A 17,986-nucleotide genomic window follows, 5' to 3' on the forward strand; every position below is an offset into this window, starting at 1 on the left:
ACTGAACCGCATCAATTTTAAACTGTTTATCATAGTGCTTTGCCATATGAGATCCTCCTTCAGCATGTCTCTATTGTACCATGCTTATGTGTATTTGGAATTTCTCATTTTGGCTTGTACTATTTATATTCTAGCACCAGGAACGGCTGGGGCTGCGCTCGAGCACTTCTTGGATATGGAACGGCTTAACATCTTTCACGTCCATATGTCCGATGACTGGACAGATGTGCAGGCGAATCAGAGTTTCATAATTTTTTAGCTGCGATACACCAACTGCGGATTTCTTATAGCGTTCTAGCCACAAGTATGCCCATTGCTCAACGGTTAGGCTTTTACCGACGATTTGTACGCCTTTTGCATATAAGTTACGATAATACCGAACCTTCGCGTCAAATTCCTTCTTGTTGTTACTGCGAATCTCCTTGCGGATCGGCTTACCGTCCGGTTTGCGCCCAACCACAAATGTTTGTCTATATTTGTACGTCATAACAGCAATTCCTCTTATTTACTTTTTCGTTTGAATGTAGTAAAATAAAAGGGCTGAAATGTAACCTGTCAAAGTTTTTTCAGCCCTGTCCCGTTCCGGTGTTGGCGCACTGGGGCGGGATTTTTTTATATCTCCGTTGTTCTTATATCTCTGTTTGGATAAGATGACCGAAATTGCGTTCATCTTGAAGCAAGCCGTATACATAAGCGGAGCTTTCCAGATATAAACCGGTCTCTGTATCCTGTAATTTGTCAAAGGTTTCTGAATTGTAAAAGATATTCATTGCATCATCGTATTCAATATGAAGATCGGTTGCAAGATAATGAATAATATCCTGAATGGTAAATTCAATCAACTGTTCTTGTTTGCTCATAAGACACCAACTTTCTGTAAAAGCTGTAACGCTCTCGGTGTATGGAAAGAATATTGACTGGTCAATTTCTTGTAAGTCATGCCTTTTGTGAGCATATCAAAATCAATCAGACCATTTTGAAATTGACGAAACAGCATAGCCATACTATCGTCTGCGACCGGACCAGCAACAATATCATATTTATTATCCAGATTACATGCGGAATTTTGATAGTCTGTAAAAGTGCGGCTGCGATTATTCATAACGAATACTGCCCATTCCGGCGATACATAGCGACCGAAGTTCTTAATTCTGAGTTCTGTTGAATCGAGAAAAGAATCATTGATTTCATAAACATTTACAATCGGTGTTCCGCCGTGAATACGAGCAACACGCTTTGCCATATTTTCTGCTTGCGTTTGAAGATCGGTCAGGTAATATCCTGTTCCAAAATCCTTGTACGGGCGGCACATAGCGAGGTTGATATTTTGAATATCTAAGTTACTGCCGTGATATAGAAGCATTACAAAATACCTCCGTTTCGCTGACAAATGGCTAACATGTCATCCATAACATCATCATAAGACAATGTGTGTTCAATTTCATAATCTTCTTTTAAGAAGGCAATAGCTCCGTACTTATACAAAAAACGAAAGGCTTCTTTCTGTGTCATGCCATGCCGTGCGGCAAATTCGCTCACGCAGCTGACTGCATAATCTGACTGCTTTTTGGGGAAGAAAAACATAATAGCCTCCTTTCAGATTCAACTTGCTTACTGCATTTCGATTCCCTGAATCGTGTGCTGATACAGGAATTCTTTCAAGTCTGCGCTGCTGCCGGTGTTGTAATACTGCAGCAACAATGTATTGAACTGTTCCATGTGTCTGTCTGTGATGGTCAGAATACCGGCACCTAGCAAGGCTGCAACACCGTTATGCGAACTAAGTGAAGCTACTGGAACAAGCGCTGTTAACGTTAAATCAATGACTGAAAAAAGATAAAATCTTTTCTGATTTTGTATGGATTTTTTATCGTAGTAATCTATTTGTGGCTTCAAACGCCGTTCCCTATACTGTTCAATGTCTATCATATGTTTTGATTTCCTTTTCCCGCTGACATTTGTCGGCGGGATTTTTTTATTTCATTTCAATTCACACACCCATGTGAGGTGCGATTCGTTTGCCCTACCAATCAATCCAACGTGAATTCAACTTTTACAACCTTGCCGATAATATGGATCGGCGTATGCTTCAAATTATAAATCTGCGGCATATGCTTGGGATTTGTTGACTGCGGCATGAGAGTGACAGTATCGCCGTCCTGATAGAAGCGCTTCATAGTTGCTTCATTATCACCGATCAGAACTACACAGATGGTACCGTTATCTACATAATCCTGCCGTCTGACAATAACCAGATACCCTTCTTTGATGCCCAAGGCGTCCATACTGTCACCATGCACTCGCAAAGCAAAATATTCGCCGCCATGATTTAAGTCTGTGTATGTGTAGCCTTCTATCTGCTCCTCAGCATATAGCGGCAAGCCCGCGGAAATCCTACCCAGAATCGGTATACGCTGCGTCGGTGCATAAGAGATCGCATCGGAGGGGAGCGGGGGTTCTGTTGTTCCCATCAATTCGCCTTCCGTAGTATGAAGGGCTTCCGCAAATATACGGATTTTAGATTGAGGCAGGTCTACTTTTCCCGATTCAATCTTCGATATAGATGTTCTATCTGTATATCCGGTTAATTTTGCAAGTTCGCCTTGCGAAAGATTTAACTCTTTTCTCCTGAGCTTAATATTTTCATACAGTTTCATAAATGTCACCTCCTTGATGATGACATCATAACATGGATGTGAAAAAAAATCAACAAATTTGTAAAAATATGTTGACAGAAATTCACATAGGTGATATACTCACGTCAGTGAATTAAATTCACACTAAAGACATGGAGGTGGTTTGGTGACAAATACAGAAGAACTCAGAAAACGTATTGCATCTTGTGGAATTTCGATTACTTTTTTAGCAGAAAAGTTAGGAATCACGCGAGAAGGGTTTTATAAAAAGCTCAATAATGCGACAGAGTTCAAGGCATCTGAAATTGCGAAGTGTTCGCAATTGCTCAATTTATCTGATGAAGAGCGTGACAGAATTTTTTTTGCAAAATAAGGTGAATTAAATTCACGAAAAGAAAGGAGAACAAATGAACGAGATCATCAACATCAACTACAGCAGCGACCGCCCGACAGTGTTGGGAAGAGACCAGCACGACATGCTCGGGGTGGAGACCAGATACGATACCTGGTTCGCTCGCATGTGCGAATACGGTTTTTCTGAAGAATCTGACTATTGCTCAATTTTGAGCGTTAGGGACGATGGCAAAGCTGGGAGAAGAAGAACCGACCACCAGTTAACCATTCCGATGGCGAAAGAGATTTGCATGTTGCAGCGTACAGAACGCGGCAAGGAATGCCGACAGTATTTCATTCAGGTTGAGGAGCAGTGGAACAGTCCGGACGCGATCATGCAGAGAGCGTTGCAGATTGCGAACAGCCGGGTGGAAAAGCTGAGAGGTGAGAACCTTGCATTACAGGCGGCGAATAGTGATCTGACCGTAAGAAATCAGGTCATGCAGCCAAAGGCGGATTATTTCGACCAGCTGGTTGACCGCAATCTGCTGACAAACTTCCGCGACACAGCAAAGCAGCTCGGCATTAAGCCGCGCACTTTCACGACTTGGCTTGTGGATCATAAGTATTTATACCGGGACAAGTCCGGCAAGCTGAATCCGTATGAGGCGAAGAACAAGGGTTTGTTCGAGGTCAAAGAGTTCGTAAACGAGAAGACCAGCTTCTCCAGCACACAGACATTGGTGACGCCAAAAGGAAGAGAAACCTTCCGGCTGCTATGCGAGGGGATTTGAAAGAATTCACGCCTTGTCCACACAATAAGATGAAGAAGGAGGTGCTTTCATGAACGTATACACACGGATTTTGGAGATTGCCCGCCGGAGCAATCCCGATGCGATCAGGTGGCTGTTTAAAAGCAAAAACGGCACAGTATATGCCTTTACTGATGACGGAAAATTTGTCGGGCCGTACACGGGAAGTGTGAAGTGCGACATCATGATGCCCCCTGAGTTAGAAGAGATGGTAAAGGAAGCAGAGATATGAAAGATATTGCAGCCGTGGCAATTGCCACAGCAGTCACAATGGTAGTTTATTATGTCGTTGCCATGGCGGGCATCGCTGTGCTGGCAAGGCTAGGAGGTATTTTATGATGTTTTTAACAGGAATGGCAGTTGGCGCAGCATTTGTTACTGCGGTTCAGTACATGTTTGTTGCGTACTGCGACAAAAAAGACAGCAAAAAAAAGCACCGCACAAAGCGGGGCGTGACTTGCACTGTACAACAGACGCAGCGCGGGTTTTGCGGAGACATCTACAAGGATAATTCGTGGATGAAAGAGAGCGCAAGATAAAAGAAAAGCACCCAGTGCGGCAGGGAGCCGCAACTAGGCGCAAAGCATACACAGCATACATGGATAACTGTGTATATTTAGTGTAACAGGTATACGGAGGAATGTCAAATGAAAACAATTAGGCTCAATCGCCTTGAAATTGAGAATTTCAAAGGCATCCGGCAGCTGACGTTGAACCTGAACGGACGCAGCGCGTCAATCTACGGAAACAACGCAACCGGCAAAACAACGGTGTATGACGCGCTGACCTGGCTGCTGTTCGGCAAAGACAGCCATGGGAACACAAAGTTCTCTGTCAAGCCGCTGGATGCAAGCGGCAATACATATGCCGGCATCATGCCGACAGTTACCGGCGAGCTGGATATTGACGGCGCACAAATCACGCTGCGGAAACAGCTGCGTGAGAAATGGGAGAAACACCGTGGCGGCACAGAACGTTATGCAGGAAATACGGTAGATCACTATATCAATGATGTGCCGACGAAAGAGAAAGACTATAAAACCCGCGTGTCTGAGCTGGTCGATGAGGATGTGTTTCGTATGTTGACCAGCGCACACCGGTTTTGCAAAGATGTGCGCTGGCAGGATCGGCGTAAGGTGCTGTTTGATCTGGCTGGCATTGTATCGGACGATGTTTTGCTTGCAGACCCGGCGTTCACAGAGCTGCGTGGCGAGCTGGACGGGCGCAGCGTAGATGATTACCGCGCAATGCTGAACAAGCAGCGCAAGGACGCGAACGGCGCACTGAATCTGCTGCCAGCGCGTATTGATGAGTGCGAAGGGCAACTGGACACCCTGCCTGTGTCATTCGATTCTGCGGCGCGTGACGCGCTGGAAAGGCAGCTCTCAGACCTGCGCGGACAACTTGCGGCGATGGACAATGCAGAAGCACGCAACGCGAAGCGCAATGAAATCCGCGAGCAGGAGTTGAAACTGCATGAGTTAAACGCCGAAAACGAAATGCACCGGCGCAGTCAGGATGTACCGGTTATTGACGAACGGCCGGCAGTGCAGCAGGAAATTGAACGCTTGCTGCGCGAAAAAGCTGCTGCTGAATCGGAAATTGAACGCTTGAAAGCAGCGAACGAAATGTCAGACGCGCGACTGGCAGACTACCGGAAGCGCTGGTCGGTAGAGCATAAAAAAGTGTACAAGCCAGGCATTTGTACTACGTGCGGTCAGCCACTTCCGCCGGACATGGATGCAGCAGCGCATAGAAAGTTTGATGCGGACAAGAAGGCTACACAGGATGCGCTTGTCGCAGACAGTCAGATTATCAAAGACCAGGCTAAAAGCAACAGCGAGCGAATCGCCGAACTGGATGACCGTTTGTGCAAGATCGCGGCACAGATCGAGACAAGGGTTGCACAGTTTTCGGAGATGAAGGCGCCGAAACCGGTACATATCGAGGATTTGCCGGACTACGAAGCACGGTGCACGGAGATTCAACAGAGAATCACTGCGCTGAAGGGCGAATTGACAGCATGGGACGAACATATGAGCGCAGAAAAAGATAAACTGCGTGCGCAGATTTGTGACGCAGAGCAGCAGAAAGCGGAGCAGGACACAATCGCATCGCAGGTGCAGCTTCGCAAGGGTATTGAATCCCGAATTGCGGAACTAGAAGACGAGCGTCATGCAAAAGCTGCATTTATCGAACATGTCGATGCTATGTTGGAACTGTGTGAACAGTTCGTGCAGCAAAAAGTCGAGCGCGTTTCCGATGCTGTTAACGAAAAATTCAGACTGGTAACGTTCCGGCTGTTCACAGAGGCAATCAACGGCAGCTTGCAGGATTGCTGTGATGCAATTGTCAATGGTGTGCCGTACAACGATCTGAACAGCGCAATGCAGATCAATGCCGGTTTGGACTGCATCGAAACGCTGTCTGATTTTTACAATGTGCATGTACCGCTTTTTGTAGATAATGCAGAAAGCGTGACAAATTTATACAACGTAGACACGCAGGTCATCCGGCTTGTTGTGTCCGAAAACGATGAAGAATTGAGGTGCGAAGTATGAGCCTGAAGCTCAAAAGAAAAAAGCGTATTGCTGTACCGCCGCTGGATGGAGGTACATATATGGGGATCTGCATCGGAACTATCGATGTTGGCGAACAGTATAACCAGCACTACAAGAAGTACGAAGACAAACTAATTCTGCTGTTCGAGATCACCGGAGAAACCGTAGATGTGGACGGAGAATCCAAACCGCGCTGGCTGTCAAATGAATACACAGCAAGCCTTGGCGAAAAAGCGAAGCTGCATCAGCACTTAGTGTCGTGGAGATCACGAGATTTCACAGATGAGGAGCTGGAGAATTTCGACATTGAATCTATGCTGGGGCAGCCGTGTATGCTGACGGTCATCGTAAAAGAAACCGACAGCGGAGCTTACAACAATATCACGAACATCACCGCTGTCCCTAAGGGCGTCCCAGCACCGACGACAGAGCAGGAGTTACTCGCGTATGATATTGACGACCGCAACGAGGACGTGTTTGAGAAGCTGCCTGAGTGGATTCGGAACAAAATCCGGAAATCTACGCAGTTTGCAGAAAATCCGCCGGAGGACAATCTCGAAGAACGTGCCGAAACAGAAGCCGAACCGACTGACGATGAGGAGTGCCCGATATGACATTTATCTCATTGGCGAGCTCAAGCAAGGGAAACGCTTATCTTGTCTCTTCCGGCAGTACAACAATCCTGCTGGAAGCGGGGCTGTCCATGAAGGAACTTCGGCGGCGCAGTCCGGTGCAAATCAGCAGCCTTAATGCGGTCTTCATCACGCACGAACACATGGATCACGCAAAATGCGCGAAAAAACTGTGTGACGTAGGTGTACCGGCATATATGTCGGAAGGAACTGCGATTGCACTGGATTTGGAAGATGCAAATATCATAGATTCGCATGAATCTGTCGAGATTGGCACACTGAAAATCACTGCATTTGATACATACCACAATACTGCACAGCCCTTTGGCTATGCCATCGAAGACGCGAACACAAAAGAGAGGTTGTTGTTTGCTGTAGATACTGTGAACCTGAATGTGCGGTGGTCTGGCCTGACACAGGTTGCGATTGAATGCAACTATGCGGATGAACTTCTGGGCAGGCTTTCGCGGCTGCCGGACAAAGTAAAAGAGCGTATTCGCCGCTCGCACATGGAAATTGAAACGGCAATCAAATACCTGCACAAGCTGGACTTGCGCAATGTGCGAACCATTTATTTGCTTCATATGTCATCCAGCAGCGGCGATGCCGGACGGTTTTTAGATCGATTTGAACGGGAATTTCCCGGTATCAATATTCACATTTGCGCAGAATGAAAGGAGAAAACATCATGTTCAAAATCAACACGAAAACGGGCGAAACGGAGAAGCGCAGTCTGCTCGACCTGATGGAAGGCGGCATCAAAGAGCTTGCCGACCGCGATTTGCAGCGCGTCTTAGACAACCTGAAGGATGTAAACACAGATCCGAAAAAAGCGCGCAGCATTTCAGTTAAATTCACACTGACCAGCGATGACAATCGCGATGCCGTCAATGTCCGCGTGCAGGTAGACAGTAAGTTAGCACCGGTTAAGCCGCAGGAAACCGTGCTTGACATTGGCTATGATTCCGGCAGTGTGGCAGCTGTAGAGCGGCCAAAGGTGACGCCGGGACAGATGCGGCTGGATGATACAAGCAATGTAACGCCGATCAAGGCGAGAGCGTAATTAGGAGGTAGCAATTATGTTGAAGGAAGCAATCGAGAAAATCGTAGAGATGGCGCAGCCGAACATTGTTAATGTGCACGGCGATTCGTATGCGGATAAGGCACTGCACTATGTGCCCCGCGAGCGCATGGCTTCGTTCATGGTGACACATACCTTGTCATCTGTCGTTGATTATGTCGCAAATGGCATGGATGATGCCGTTGAAGACATCGACAATCGCTATGTGATCCACATCGAGGATTTCAACAGTGTTAGTTTGAATCATGAACTGAACAATGACAAGAACCGAGAGGTTTTGATTGTTGCGAAGGATGATACAGCTACATTCCCGTTCGGGCGCTATATGAGTGTCGAGAATTTTATCGTTGCCGTACAGGCATATTTCTTGCAGGACGATACCACGAGAGAGCTTGTGAAGCTGGTTTCCCACATCACAGACACCAACTCTGTGACGCAGAGCGATGACGGCACTACGCAGACGGTCACGGCGAAGACCGGCATCTTGACTGCGTCTCAGGTGGCAATTCCAAATCCGGTACAGTTAGCACCGCTGTGCACATTCAGCGATGCGGAACAGCCAATGCGGCGCTTCGTGTTCCGACTGAAGGGCGGCGATGACGGCGCGAGCGCTGCACTGTTTGAAGCTGACGGAAACGCGTGGAAGAATGCCGCCATTCGGAACATCAAAGCGTATTTTGAGCGTGAGATTCCGCAGGAACTGCGCGATGACGTTATTATTCTCGCATAACAAAGAAGTATCTTGCCGGGGGAGAAATCCCTCGGCAGAAAGGAGCAAGTAGTGAGCAGCAAGAGACCTTTCTTTCCGCTGTTCTTCAAGGACAAGGACAAGCTGAAATACCTGTCAATGGAGCAGCGCGGCGAGCTGCTCACAGCCCTGTTCGGCTATGCGGCGGACGGAAACATCCCTGAACTTGATGGTCTCGTTGGTTTTGCGTTTGAGGTTTTCCGCGAAGGGATAGACACATCACTGGAAAAATACGAAGAGACTTGTCGGAAAAGACAAGAAGCAGCTAAAAAAGGGGCTGCTGCACGTTGGGGCAAAAAAGATGACATGCCAAATGGCATTCCAGTTATGCCAAACGCATCCGGTCGTATGCCAAACGATAGCAAAAATGCCGAAACAGAAGATAGAAGCAGAAGAGAGAAGAAAGAAGTAGAAGATGAAGTAGAAGCAGAAACAGAAGGAGAAGAGCGCAGCCAGAGTGCGCACACTGACACTGGTTCTGATACTGATGCTGAAATCAGAAATTACTTTATCGAAAAGGTCGGCAGAGAGCCATCAAAGGAATTTATTCGGTCAGCAAAACAGACAGCACTGTCCGTAAGGTACATATGCGCAGCGATAGATAAAAGTGTCGGAGCAAGGGTACCGGAGGGATATGCGACAAATATCCTGCGCCGCTGGGCGGCAGATGGTGTGCCAAGTAACGTGCGTCCGGTTGTGATTTCCGATGATGCACCGCTGGAGCCGTGGGAAGAGGAGTGGCTAGCAGAATACAGGGCAATGACAAAGGAACAGGAGGGCGATGAATATGACATTGGAGGATACTCGGAGACAGCTACTGTCGCTAATTGAGGACAGAAGAAGTTTTAAAGACGATGATTTTGGAATTTTCGCAGATGACATTGCTGCACTAGAGACTGCGTGCGAGCTTATCGGCACAGCTATCAAAAATCAAAATGCGGGACGAGTGTACACCGCATTTGACGTTATCCGGCTGGTGCAGCGTGTTGTCAGCAATGAAAGCTGCGGCCTGGATGTGGAAAACTGCTGCGCCGCGTTTGAGATTGAACGAGGCATTATTGCAGAACTGGCAAGCGAGGAATAGTGATGACAAAAGAAAAACAATGAGGCGGAAGGAGGACAAGACAATGAATTTACTGGATGTAGCAAAAGTTACGCCTGAATCGTCCGTTTGAATATTACTGCGCGCAGGAACGGACGATATGTGCATCGGTGGATCATCGGGGATGGCGCAGATAATCAACCGTATCATGTGCGACATGACGTGGTTGCTGGAAAAGTTACGCTGATTGACAAGAACATCAACTATAACGGCACTCTAAAGAAAAATGGACAGCCAGAAATGGGGTGGGGCTTAATCGAAGCCGAAGTCCCTGATATGCTGCTGAACGCTGAAATCACACGTATGTTTATGCGAAGTATGCGGGCGATGTCGGCACATGAAGTCGTTGCGGATGTTGAACTTCCACCAGAACAGATAGGTTTTGAAATCTAATGAAATATCATGTCAACAATCAGATACATAAGGAGGGGAGACATGGATCGAACATTTGAGTTAAGCGCACATGCGAACAGCAGCGGTTACGGCGTGACGCTGAAAATCAACGGCAGACCGTTTGCCACTGCGGCGGTCAGGAAAAACGGCGATACGGTCGGCAGTACATACCGTCAGATCACGTCACAACTGCGCGACGTGTACGGAGACATCGACAGAAATCGCAAGTGCTTCGACATCGTAGAAGCAAGGGACCAGGTTTATCGCACGATTTGTGCGCTGAATAGTATCACAAAGGAGAACACGCAATGAATTGGATCAGAGAGGCAGAATCAAAATTGTACGATTACAGCGCGAAGGCGCAGTCGCTACAATCGGTCACAGAGCGTATTGCGCTGCTGGAATCAGAAATGTCCTGCGTGCGATCGGCAACTATGGACGGCACAGCCGTACACGGCGGCGGGAATGGGCGAGAGGACGCTCTAATCAATAATATTGCAGCGCGCGGAGAGTTAGAGCACGTTAGGCTCAGAACGACACGGTGGCTGGAATGGGTCAACGGCGCCCTCACAACCCTGTCAGATGAAGAAAGACTGTTGCTTGATAGTTTTTACATCGAACGGCGCGATAAATGTGTAGAGCGGCTCTGCGAAGAGCTATGCTTAGAAAGGGCACAGGTGTACAGAAAAAAACATGCAGCACTGCGGAAGTTTACACTGCTGCTATACGGCGTGACAGAAACATGAGAAAAAAATGAGACGATTTTTGAGAAAATCCGTGCTATACTGATAGTGTCAAAAATGTGAAAAGCGGCAGATAGGGACTGTTGGTCTCACATGTTGGTCATTTGGACATATCTTTTCTCCGCATTTATACCTTATCCTGTGAATTTTTGTGAATACTCCCTTGACAGCCGGGAAAGACCGGCAACACGCTGCTGTAGCTTCAGCTGGTAGAGCAGCCGACTTGTAATCGGCGGGGCGCTGGTTCAAATCCAGCCTGCAGCTCCAATGACATTTTTGTCATGACATATTAAATCTCCTTTCGGCGAGCCGCTCCAATCGGGGCGGCTTTGCTGTATAAAGAAAAAGCCGAGGATTACTCCCCGGCTTCGGCGATATATGAATCAATAAAAGCATTGATGACTGCATAAATAGAAGTCCCTTCTTTTGTTACAGCCTGCTTAAACTGCTCATATTTTTTGTTTTCGACCCATACGCGCAGTTGCTTACGTGTGTTTGCGAGACATTTCTTAGATGACTGATTTTTGCTGTTTGGCATAATAAAAGTTACTTCCTTTGCTTGTAGTATAAAATAATAGCTTGTAGTGCCTTGACAATACCTAGTGCGATAAAGAAAATGCCTAGAAATTTTAATGCGAACATAAGACAAACCTCCTTGACTTCCGCTTTGACGAAATGGTACAATGAGGGCGGAGCGGAAAACTCCGCCCTCTCCTGCTACTTGATTAGCTTATCAGCTATCAGAAGCAAGAAACCGATGAAGAAGTCTATTGCGGCTTGTGCTAAGAGTTGAGACCAATCAATCTTAGCCGCTTTGGACTTCTTCTTTTTATGTTTTGACATCTGGCATCACTCCTTTCTTCTAGTATGTATATATTATAATATTTAGTGCACTAAATGTCAAGCAGTTCTTAACAAAAAGTTCAAAAATATTCAATTATTTCAACCGTCTGCGGATTTCGTGGGCGGTTTTGTTATGCTCAGAAAGGCGGGTGAGTGGCATGACAGAAAAACAGAAACGATTTTGCGACGAATATCTGATTGACTGCAATGCCACTCGGGCTTACAGAGAAGCATATCCGAATTGCAAGAAAAACAGTTCTGCGGATGCGGCGGCAAGAAAATTACTCGGAAATACTCGGATTCGGGAATACATCGAAAAGAGGTTGGAAGAAAAAGAGGATACTTTGGTTGCGAAGCAGGATGAAGTTCTTCAAACGCTGACCAGAGTTTTGCGCCGGCAGGAGATGGATACAGTGGTCGTTACCTGCAAAGAGCGTAGTAGCGGATATGACGAGAATGGCAAAAAGGTGATTATTGAGAAAGAAGTACCACGGTTGGTTCGGGTACCAACAAAGGTAAGTGATTTAAATAAAGCGGCAGAGCTGCTTGGCAAACGATATGGCTTGTATACGGATAAGGTAGACATAGATGCTGACATGGAATTGAATATCAGCATTGACTACGGTGACGATACAGGATGAACGTTGTAATACAGGCAAATGCATGCTTTCGCAATGCCGATCAGAGCTGCAAGCGATACATCGTGATGAAAGGTTCGGCAGGATCGGGAAAATCTGTAGATACTGCGCAACACTATATCTTGCGCTTGATGCAGGACAAAGGACGCAATCTATTGTGCATTCGGAAAGCAGACGTCACAAATAGAGATAGCACTTTCGCGGAATTACAGAGCGCTATTTTTCGTATGTTCGGAGAGCAATACAAGAAATACTGGTACATAAACAGCTCAAACATGTTGCTGGAGTGTAAGTCAAACCATAATCAAGTGATTTTCCGCGGTGTAAATGATGATAAACAGCGAGAAAAGCTGAAATCTATTACATTTAAGCGCGGCAAGCTAACGGATGTTTGGATTGAAGAAGCAACAGAGATTACGCAGTCAGACTTTGAAATTATTGATGACCGCCTGCGAGGAGAACTGCCAGCAGGGCAATTTTATCAAATCCGGTTAACGTTCAATCCGGTGTCAGCGCATCACTGGATTAAGAGAGTGTTCTTTGACCGCACAGATCCAGATGTTCTGACACATCAATCAACATATCAAGGCAATCGCTTTATTGACGAGGCATATCATCGCCGAATGCTCCGACGCAAAGAAGTAGATCCGGAAGGATACCAGATTTATGGACTTGGAGAATGGGGAGAAGTCGGAGGACTTATACTCAAAAATTATGTTGTTGAAGATTTTGACCGAGAACCAGAACGCTTTGACTACATGGTTAACGCACAGGACTTTGGTTTCAATCACGCTGATTGCATTGGCGCAGTCGGTTTTAAAGACGGAGAACTATATTTGTGCCGGGAACTGTACATTTTTGAGCGCGACACCGAAGAAATTATACAGCTCGCAGAGGGAAAGTTTGAAAAACATCTGACCATGTACTGCGACAGCGCAGAGCCGGACCGAATTAAAATGTGGAAAAAGGCGGGCTATCGAGCCGTGCCGGTAAAGAAAGAACCGGGCAGCGTACATGCACAAATTGATTACCTAAAACAGCACAAAATCCACATCCATCCGAGTTGTGTAAACACAATCAAAGAAATTCAGCAATGGAAATGGCAGCGTAACGAAAAGACTGGCGAATATTCAGATGAACCGGTTCCGTTTATGGATGATGCCATGGCCATGCTGCGATATTCGATTGAGCGAGAGCGGCGCGGCAAGGCACAGTTAAAGACGTTTAAGGGAGGAATTTGATGAATCGGGCACGCCGACCATATTTATTGCCGGATCCGCTGCTGTGCAGCGCGGAAGAAACGGCAGGTGGATTGACAATGACGGTCATAGATGAATACATTCGCAAGCATGAATATCGAATGCCGCGATACAAATATTTAGAGAATCTGTACAAAGGATTTCACGATGTATACCGGCAGCCGGAAAAGCCGGATTGGAAACCGGACAACCGATTGGCGGTAAATTTCCCCAAATATGTAACGGATACATTTTTGGGGTTTGCCTATGGCATTCCGATCAAAAAATCACATCCGGACGAGACTGTAGACGCTGCAATCAAAGAGTTCGAACGTGACAACGAAATTACAGATCACGAATATGAGCTGGCTAAGAAATGCTGTGTGTATGGTCATGCGTGGGAATATTTGTATCAGGACGAAAATGCGCGAACGAAAATGGTGGCGTGTACGCCAAAAGAAGTGTTCACAGTGTATGATGACACGGTTCAAAATCGCGCATTGTTTGCGGTTCGGTATGGATACCACGAAAACGGTGCGACAAGATATGGAGAAGCTATGACGCGAGAGGAAATTCTCGTGTTTGACAACGGGAATATCAAAGAACGACGTCAGAATCCATACGGAAGGATTCCGGTCGTGGAATGGCAGCTGAATACAGAACGCATTGGATTGTACGAGGAAGCGGCGGGGCTGGTCGAAGCGTTCAATCACACGATTGGAGAAAAAGCAAATGACGTAGATGCGTTCGCAGAAGCATATTTGGCTGTGCTCGGCGCAGAATTGGACGAGGACGGGATCTATAAAATTCGTGATAACCGCGTAATCAATTTATATGGTACAGATGACGCGAAAGACATTCTCGTACAGTTCCTGCAAAAGCCGACAGCGGATGGAACACAGGAAAATTTGCTGGACAGATTGGAGCAGTTGATTTATCGCACATCTATGGTGTCTGATATTTCGGATGAAACGTTTGGAAATGCGACTTCCGGTACGGCACTGGCATTCAAGCTGCTGCCGATGTCCAATTTGGCAGCGGGTTTTGACCGCAAAGTGGAAAAGTCGCTGCGAAAACGATACAAACTGTTCTGTTCGCTGTCTACCAATGTATCTGATCGGGATGCATGGCGGGATGTTAAGATTCAAACCTCTCGCAATCTGCCTAAGAATGTGCAGGAAGAAGCACAGACCGCCGCCCAGCTGGAGGGTGTCGTATCGAAGGAAACGCAGCTGTCAGTATTATCTATTGTGTCAGACCCAAAGGATGAAATTGAGCGCATGGAGAGAGAACAGAACCAGCGCGAAGAATCTGCCGTGGATCGGCGCATGTTTGGAGGTTTGACTGATGACCAGTCAGGAGTATTGGGCACAGAGAGAAGCGGCTCAGCGGAAGAAGAACTTAACGGATGAAGCCGCTTATCGAAAAGAGCTTGAGCAAATTTATGCAGACATGTTGGAAAGCATCCAGCAAGAGATAGATTCTTTTTACGCTAAATACGCCGACAAAGAAGGTATCACGCTGGCGCAAGCGAAACGGCGCGTATCCAAGCTGGATATGGAGGAATATCAGCGAAAAGCGGCTAAATACGTAAAAAACAGAGATTTCAGCGATCAGGCTAATGCAGAAATGCGGCTGTACAATCTGACGATGAAAATAAACCGCTTAGAGATGTTAAAGGCGAATATCGGCATGGAACTGACCGGCGGATTTGATGAGATGCAGAAATACTTCGAGGATAAACTGACAGACCGCACAATAGGAGAATTTGAGCGTCTGGCGGGCATCTTGGGAGATACCGTACAGAACAATGTGAAGAAAGCGCGAACGATTGTGAATGCATCTTTTCACAACGCAACGTTTTCAGAACGAATTTGGGCGTATCAAGACATCTTGAAGTCAGAGCTGTCCAAATTGCTGCAGCAAGGCATGATACAGGGCAAGGGATCAAGAGAACTTGCCAGAAGCCTACGTAAGGTGTTTGATGTATCAAAGACAGATACAGAGCGGCTGATGACAACGGAGCTTCGGCGCGTACAGACGGAAGCTGCCAAGCGGTCCTATGAGACTAATTGCAACGATGAGTATGAGTTCATGGCAACAAACGCAAGGGGCCCGTGTGATACCTGCAAGAAGCTGAACGGAAAAATATTCAAAGTCAAAGACATGATGCCGGGCAAGAACGCACCGCCAATGCATCCACGCTGCCATTGCTGCACAGCACCGCATTGGGATGAAGCCAAGTTCCAAGCGTATCTGAGAGAAGAAAATCGCAAGATGCGCCAGAGACAGCGTTGAAGTAAACCAATAGCCTTTTATTATACTCAAAGGAGTGATGTAAATTGATTGTAGTGACGGCGAGTGCTGCACAGGTCACCGTGACCGGACATGCGAGATGTGCACCGCAGGGGCAAGACATTGTTTGCGCGGCGGTATCTGCACTGACTGCGTGCTTAGCACACGCCTTACAGGATTTAACGCCGGATGGGCAAGCACAATACTCGCTGAAAAACGGGGATGCAGACATTAAGGTTGCACATCCAACAGATGAAACAAAACTGCTTATAAAAGCGTATACGCTTGGCATCATGGATATTGCCGAATCATATCAAGGAAGCGTCAAGCTGGTCGAAGCCCTGACGACAGTAAAACAGGGGAATGCACAGTCCAACGAATAACGACTAAAAACTTTTTGGAGGTAACAGATGTACACAGATAGCTATTATGGACGGTTCCGACCGAGAAAGATTTGCTTGCAGATGTTTGCAGACGATGAAGCACCTGACGCAAATCAGGCAAACAATGATGAACAGGTTGACGAGCAGAACAAGCCGGAACCGGAAAAGAAGTATTCGGACGAAGATGTGAATGCAATTGTCAATAAGAAGTTCGCAAAGTGGAAATCGGAGCAGGAAGCTGCGGTAAAGTCTGCAAAGGCAGAAGCCGAAAAACTGGCAAAGATGAACGCAGAGCAGAAGCAGCGGTACGAGCTGGAAAAGCTGCAGAAGGAAAATGCTGAACTGAAAGCAGCTGCAGAAAAAGTTGAACTCGGACGCACTGCGACAAGCATTCTGAGAGAACACAAGATTGACGCAACACAGGATATTTTGGACTTTGTTGTTGGCGCGGACGCCGAAGATACAAAGGGCAGAATCGACAAACTTGTGTCGATTATCAATGCACAGGTGAAGGCTGCGGAAGTTGACCGAGCAACCGGCAGCACGCCGCGATCCTATCGTAACAGTGGCAATGCAATGTCAGAAATTGATAAGCGCATTGCAAAGTATAAGTAGTAAAGGAGTAAACATATGAGAAACATGAATCTTCAGCTGTTTGCAGCTGGTGACAACAACGACCTTTCGGCGCGCAGCTACCAGCTGGAATTTAAGCGTATGCTGCAGGCGGTATTCGCCAAGCAGTCTTATTTCACGGATTTTTTTGGCGGAAATATCGAGGTCTTGGACGGTGTGCAGGAGAATGAGACTGCATTTTACGTCAAGACATCTGACATCGCATGCGTCTGCGGCGCAGCATATGACAAGACTGCGACAAAGGCGTTCGGCACCGGCACTGGTGCATCCAGCCGTTTCGGTCAGAGAACAGAGATTATTTACAGCAATACTCCGGCAAAGTACACTTGGGAATGGGTCTTCCACGAGGGCATTGATCGGCACACGGTAAATAACGACATGGAAGCGGCGGTTGCTGATCGCTTGGAGCTGCAGGCGAGAGCAAAGACAGCGGCATTTAATGCGGCACACAGCAAGTTTATTTCTGCGTCTGCCGGAAAGACTTTAACCCTTGCGGGCTATACTGCGGATAACGTGCTGGCGCTGATGGACAGCCTTGATGAGTGGTTTGTTGACGCCGAGACGGTTGGCGTCAGAAAGATGAAGGTAAATCCGAAGCTTTACAATGCAATCGTCAACATGCCGGCAACAACCAGCTCCAAGGGAAGTTCCGTAAACATTGACCAGAATGGTCTTGTCAGCTTCAAGGGATTCCAGATTCAGGAGATCCCGTCAGCTATGTTCCAGGCAAAGGAATGCTGTTACGCGTACATCGAAGGCGTAGCAAAGGCGTTCACCGGTATTAACACAGCGAGAACAATTGAATCGGAGGATTTCGATGGCTTGGCACTTCAGGGTGCCGGCAAGGCAGGAGAATTCATTCTTCCGGACAATAAGCCTGCAGTCGTGAAGGTTTCGCTTACTGGCGCGTAAAGG

The 17,986-nt window shown here is 47.0% G+C and carries 28 protein-coding genes and 1 tRNA gene; 22 read left to right on the plus strand and 7 right to left on the minus strand.

All coding sequences use genetic code 11. From position 1 onward, the window contains the following. Nucleotides 1–130 precede the first annotated feature (130 nt). From ACR0P9_RS00285 to ACR0P9_RS00310, 6 genes are all read right to left on the minus strand, one after another. Nucleotides 131–487: a hypothetical protein gene (locus tag ACR0P9_RS00285; protein WP_432616852.1), complete on the minus strand. Its 357-nt coding sequence runs from the start codon at nucleotides 485–487 to the stop codon at nucleotides 131–133. Nucleotides 488–629: 142 nt separating this feature from the next. Then, on the minus strand, nucleotides 630–860 hold the full coding sequence (locus ACR0P9_RS00290) for a hypothetical protein (RefSeq protein ID WP_432616853.1): 231 nt from the start codon (nucleotides 858–860) through the stop codon (nucleotides 630–632). Next, nucleotides 857–1,363, minus strand: a complete 507-nt coding sequence (locus ACR0P9_RS00295; protein WP_432616854.1) for a DUF3990 domain-containing protein — start codon at nucleotides 1,361–1,363, stop codon at nucleotides 857–859. The genes ACR0P9_RS00290 and ACR0P9_RS00295 overlap by 4 nt, the downstream gene beginning before the upstream one ends. Continuing rightward, nucleotides 1,363–1,584, minus strand: a complete 222-nt coding sequence (locus ACR0P9_RS00300; protein ID WP_432616855.1) for a DUF3791 domain-containing protein — start codon at nucleotides 1,582–1,584, stop codon at nucleotides 1,363–1,365. The genes ACR0P9_RS00295 and ACR0P9_RS00300 overlap by 1 nt, the downstream gene beginning before the upstream one ends. Before the next feature lie 27 nt (nucleotides 1,585–1,611). Beyond that, nucleotides 1,612–1,929: a DUF4231 domain-containing protein gene (locus tag ACR0P9_RS00305; RefSeq protein ID WP_432616856.1), complete on the minus strand. Its 318-nt coding sequence runs from the start codon at nucleotides 1,927–1,929 to the stop codon at nucleotides 1,612–1,614. A 101-nt stretch (nucleotides 1,930–2,030) separates the two neighbouring features. Continuing rightward, a complete protein-coding gene (locus ACR0P9_RS00310; protein WP_432616857.1) occupies nucleotides 2,031–2,657 on the minus strand; it encodes a LexA family protein in 627 nt (208 codons plus the stop codon). A 145-nt stretch (nucleotides 2,658–2,802) separates the two neighbouring features. Between ACR0P9_RS00310 and ACR0P9_RS00315 the strand changes: the two genes are divergently transcribed. The 15 genes from ACR0P9_RS00315 to ACR0P9_RS00385 all read left to right on the plus strand — a co-directional run bounded on the left by ACR0P9_RS00315 (nucleotide 2,803) and on the right by ACR0P9_RS00385 (nucleotide 11,308). Continuing rightward, nucleotides 2,803–3,009, plus strand: coding sequence for a toxin-antitoxin system, antitoxin component, Xre family protein (locus ACR0P9_RS00315; RefSeq protein WP_432616858.1), 207 nt, complete (start codon nucleotides 2,803–2,805; stop codon nucleotides 3,007–3,009). 34 nt (nucleotides 3,010–3,043) lie between these two features. Beyond that, nucleotides 3,044–3,763: a phage antirepressor KilAC domain-containing protein gene (locus ACR0P9_RS00320; RefSeq protein WP_432616859.1), complete on the plus strand. Its 720-nt coding sequence runs from the start codon at nucleotides 3,044–3,046 to the stop codon at nucleotides 3,761–3,763. 49 nt (nucleotides 3,764–3,812) lie between these two features. Beyond that, nucleotides 3,813–4,013, plus strand: a complete 201-nt coding sequence (locus ACR0P9_RS00325) for a hypothetical protein (protein WP_432616860.1) — start codon at nucleotides 3,813–3,815, stop codon at nucleotides 4,011–4,013. A gap of 103 nt (nucleotides 4,014–4,116) precedes the next feature. Next, a complete protein-coding gene (locus ACR0P9_RS00330) occupies nucleotides 4,117–4,320 on the plus strand; it encodes a hypothetical protein (RefSeq protein WP_432616861.1) in 204 nt (67 codons plus the stop codon). A gap of 108 nt (nucleotides 4,321–4,428) precedes the next feature. Next, nucleotides 4,429–6,342 carry a DUF2813 domain-containing protein gene (locus tag ACR0P9_RS00335; protein ID WP_432616862.1) on the plus strand — a complete coding sequence of 638 codons (1,914 nt, stop codon included), beginning with the start codon at nucleotides 4,429–4,431 and terminating at the stop codon, nucleotides 6,340–6,342. Continuing rightward, nucleotides 6,339–6,956 carry a phage replication initiation protein, NGO0469 family gene (locus ACR0P9_RS00340; protein ID WP_432616863.1) on the plus strand — a complete coding sequence of 206 codons (618 nt, stop codon included), beginning with the start codon at nucleotides 6,339–6,341 and terminating at the stop codon, nucleotides 6,954–6,956. The genes ACR0P9_RS00335 and ACR0P9_RS00340 overlap by 4 nt, the downstream gene beginning before the upstream one ends. Then, nucleotides 6,953–7,648, plus strand: coding sequence for an MBL fold metallo-hydrolase (locus ACR0P9_RS00345; protein ID WP_432616864.1), 696 nt, complete (start codon nucleotides 6,953–6,955; stop codon nucleotides 7,646–7,648). Before ACR0P9_RS00340 ends, ACR0P9_RS00345 begins: the two co-directional genes overlap by 4 nt. Before the next feature lie 14 nt (nucleotides 7,649–7,662). Next, a complete protein-coding gene (locus ACR0P9_RS00350; RefSeq protein WP_432616865.1) occupies nucleotides 7,663–8,037 on the plus strand; it encodes a hypothetical protein in 375 nt (124 codons plus the stop codon). Between the two features lie 16 nt (nucleotides 8,038–8,053). Then, nucleotides 8,054–8,785, plus strand: coding sequence for a hypothetical protein (locus ACR0P9_RS00355; protein WP_432616866.1), 732 nt, complete (start codon nucleotides 8,054–8,056; stop codon nucleotides 8,783–8,785). Nucleotides 8,786–8,836: 51 nt separating this feature from the next. Next, nucleotides 8,837–9,634, plus strand: a complete 798-nt coding sequence (locus ACR0P9_RS00360; RefSeq protein WP_432616867.1) for a DUF6291 domain-containing protein — start codon at nucleotides 8,837–8,839, stop codon at nucleotides 9,632–9,634. Continuing rightward, nucleotides 9,591–9,887 carry a hypothetical protein gene (locus ACR0P9_RS00365; RefSeq protein ID WP_432616868.1) on the plus strand — a complete coding sequence of 99 codons (297 nt, stop codon included), beginning with the start codon at nucleotides 9,591–9,593 and terminating at the stop codon, nucleotides 9,885–9,887. The genes ACR0P9_RS00360 and ACR0P9_RS00365 overlap by 44 nt, the downstream gene beginning before the upstream one ends. Before the next feature lie 120 nt (nucleotides 9,888–10,007). Beyond that, nucleotides 10,008–10,298 (plus strand): hypothetical protein, encoded by a 291-nt coding sequence (locus ACR0P9_RS00370; RefSeq protein WP_432616869.1) that lies wholly within the window; start codon nucleotides 10,008–10,010, stop codon nucleotides 10,296–10,298. Nucleotides 10,299–10,340: 42 nt separating this feature from the next. Continuing rightward, on the plus strand, nucleotides 10,341–10,610 hold the full coding sequence (locus ACR0P9_RS00375; protein WP_432616870.1) for a hypothetical protein: 270 nt from the start codon (nucleotides 10,341–10,343) through the stop codon (nucleotides 10,608–10,610). Next, nucleotides 10,607–11,044, plus strand: coding sequence for a hypothetical protein (locus ACR0P9_RS00380; RefSeq protein WP_432616871.1), 438 nt, complete (start codon nucleotides 10,607–10,609; stop codon nucleotides 11,042–11,044). The genes ACR0P9_RS00375 and ACR0P9_RS00380 overlap by 4 nt, the downstream gene beginning before the upstream one ends. Before the next feature lie 187 nt (nucleotides 11,045–11,231). Next, nucleotides 11,232–11,308, plus strand: a tRNA-Thr gene (locus tag ACR0P9_RS00385). 88 nt (nucleotides 11,309–11,396) lie between these two features. Here ACR0P9_RS00385 and ACR0P9_RS00390 read toward each other — a convergent pair. Beyond that, nucleotides 11,397–11,579 carry a plasmid partition protein ParG gene (locus ACR0P9_RS00390; RefSeq protein ID WP_432616872.1) on the minus strand — a complete coding sequence of 61 codons (183 nt, stop codon included), beginning with the start codon at nucleotides 11,577–11,579 and terminating at the stop codon, nucleotides 11,397–11,399. A 463-nt stretch (nucleotides 11,580–12,042) separates the two neighbouring features. On the opposite strand from ACR0P9_RS00390, the gene ACR0P9_RS00395 reads away from it, so the two are divergent. Genes ACR0P9_RS00395 through ACR0P9_RS00425 form a run of 7 tightly spaced genes read left to right on the plus strand, consistent with a single transcriptional unit; the run spans nucleotide 12,043 to nucleotide 17,983 of the window. Continuing rightward, nucleotides 12,043–12,525 carry a terminase small subunit gene (locus ACR0P9_RS00395; protein WP_432616873.1) on the plus strand — a complete coding sequence of 161 codons (483 nt, stop codon included), beginning with the start codon at nucleotides 12,043–12,045 and terminating at the stop codon, nucleotides 12,523–12,525. Next, nucleotides 12,522–13,763, plus strand: a complete 1,242-nt coding sequence (locus tag ACR0P9_RS00400) for a PBSX family phage terminase large subunit (RefSeq protein WP_432616874.1) — start codon at nucleotides 12,522–12,524, stop codon at nucleotides 13,761–13,763. Before ACR0P9_RS00395 ends, ACR0P9_RS00400 begins: the two co-directional genes overlap by 4 nt. Further along, nucleotides 13,763–15,172 (plus strand): phage portal protein, encoded by a 1,410-nt coding sequence (locus ACR0P9_RS00405; RefSeq protein WP_432616875.1) that lies wholly within the window; start codon nucleotides 13,763–13,765, stop codon nucleotides 15,170–15,172. The genes ACR0P9_RS00400 and ACR0P9_RS00405 overlap by 1 nt, the downstream gene beginning before the upstream one ends. Then, entirely contained in the window at nucleotides 15,108–16,058 is a 951-nt protein-coding gene (locus ACR0P9_RS00410; RefSeq protein WP_432616876.1) for a minor capsid protein, read from the plus strand. The genes ACR0P9_RS00405 and ACR0P9_RS00410 overlap by 65 nt, the downstream gene beginning before the upstream one ends. 53 nt (nucleotides 16,059–16,111) lie before the next feature. Continuing rightward, complete coding sequence (locus ACR0P9_RS00415) at nucleotides 16,112–16,438, plus strand: ribosomal-processing cysteine protease Prp (protein WP_432616893.1); 327 nt, start codon at nucleotides 16,112–16,114, stop codon at nucleotides 16,436–16,438. 27 nt (nucleotides 16,439–16,465) lie between these two features. After that, nucleotides 16,466–17,053, plus strand: coding sequence for a DUF4355 domain-containing protein (locus ACR0P9_RS00420; RefSeq protein ID WP_432616877.1), 588 nt, complete (start codon nucleotides 16,466–16,468; stop codon nucleotides 17,051–17,053). A gap of 15 nt (nucleotides 17,054–17,068) precedes the next feature. Continuing rightward, complete coding sequence (locus tag ACR0P9_RS00425) at nucleotides 17,069–17,983, plus strand: hypothetical protein (RefSeq protein WP_432616878.1); 915 nt, start codon at nucleotides 17,069–17,071, stop codon at nucleotides 17,981–17,983. Nucleotides 17,984–17,986: the final 3 nt, after the last annotated feature.

Origin of the sequence: Butyricicoccus sp. (assembly GCF_050872565.1) — a bacterium.
Lineage (GTDB): Bacteria > Bacillota > Clostridia > Oscillospirales > Butyricicoccaceae > Butyricicoccus_A.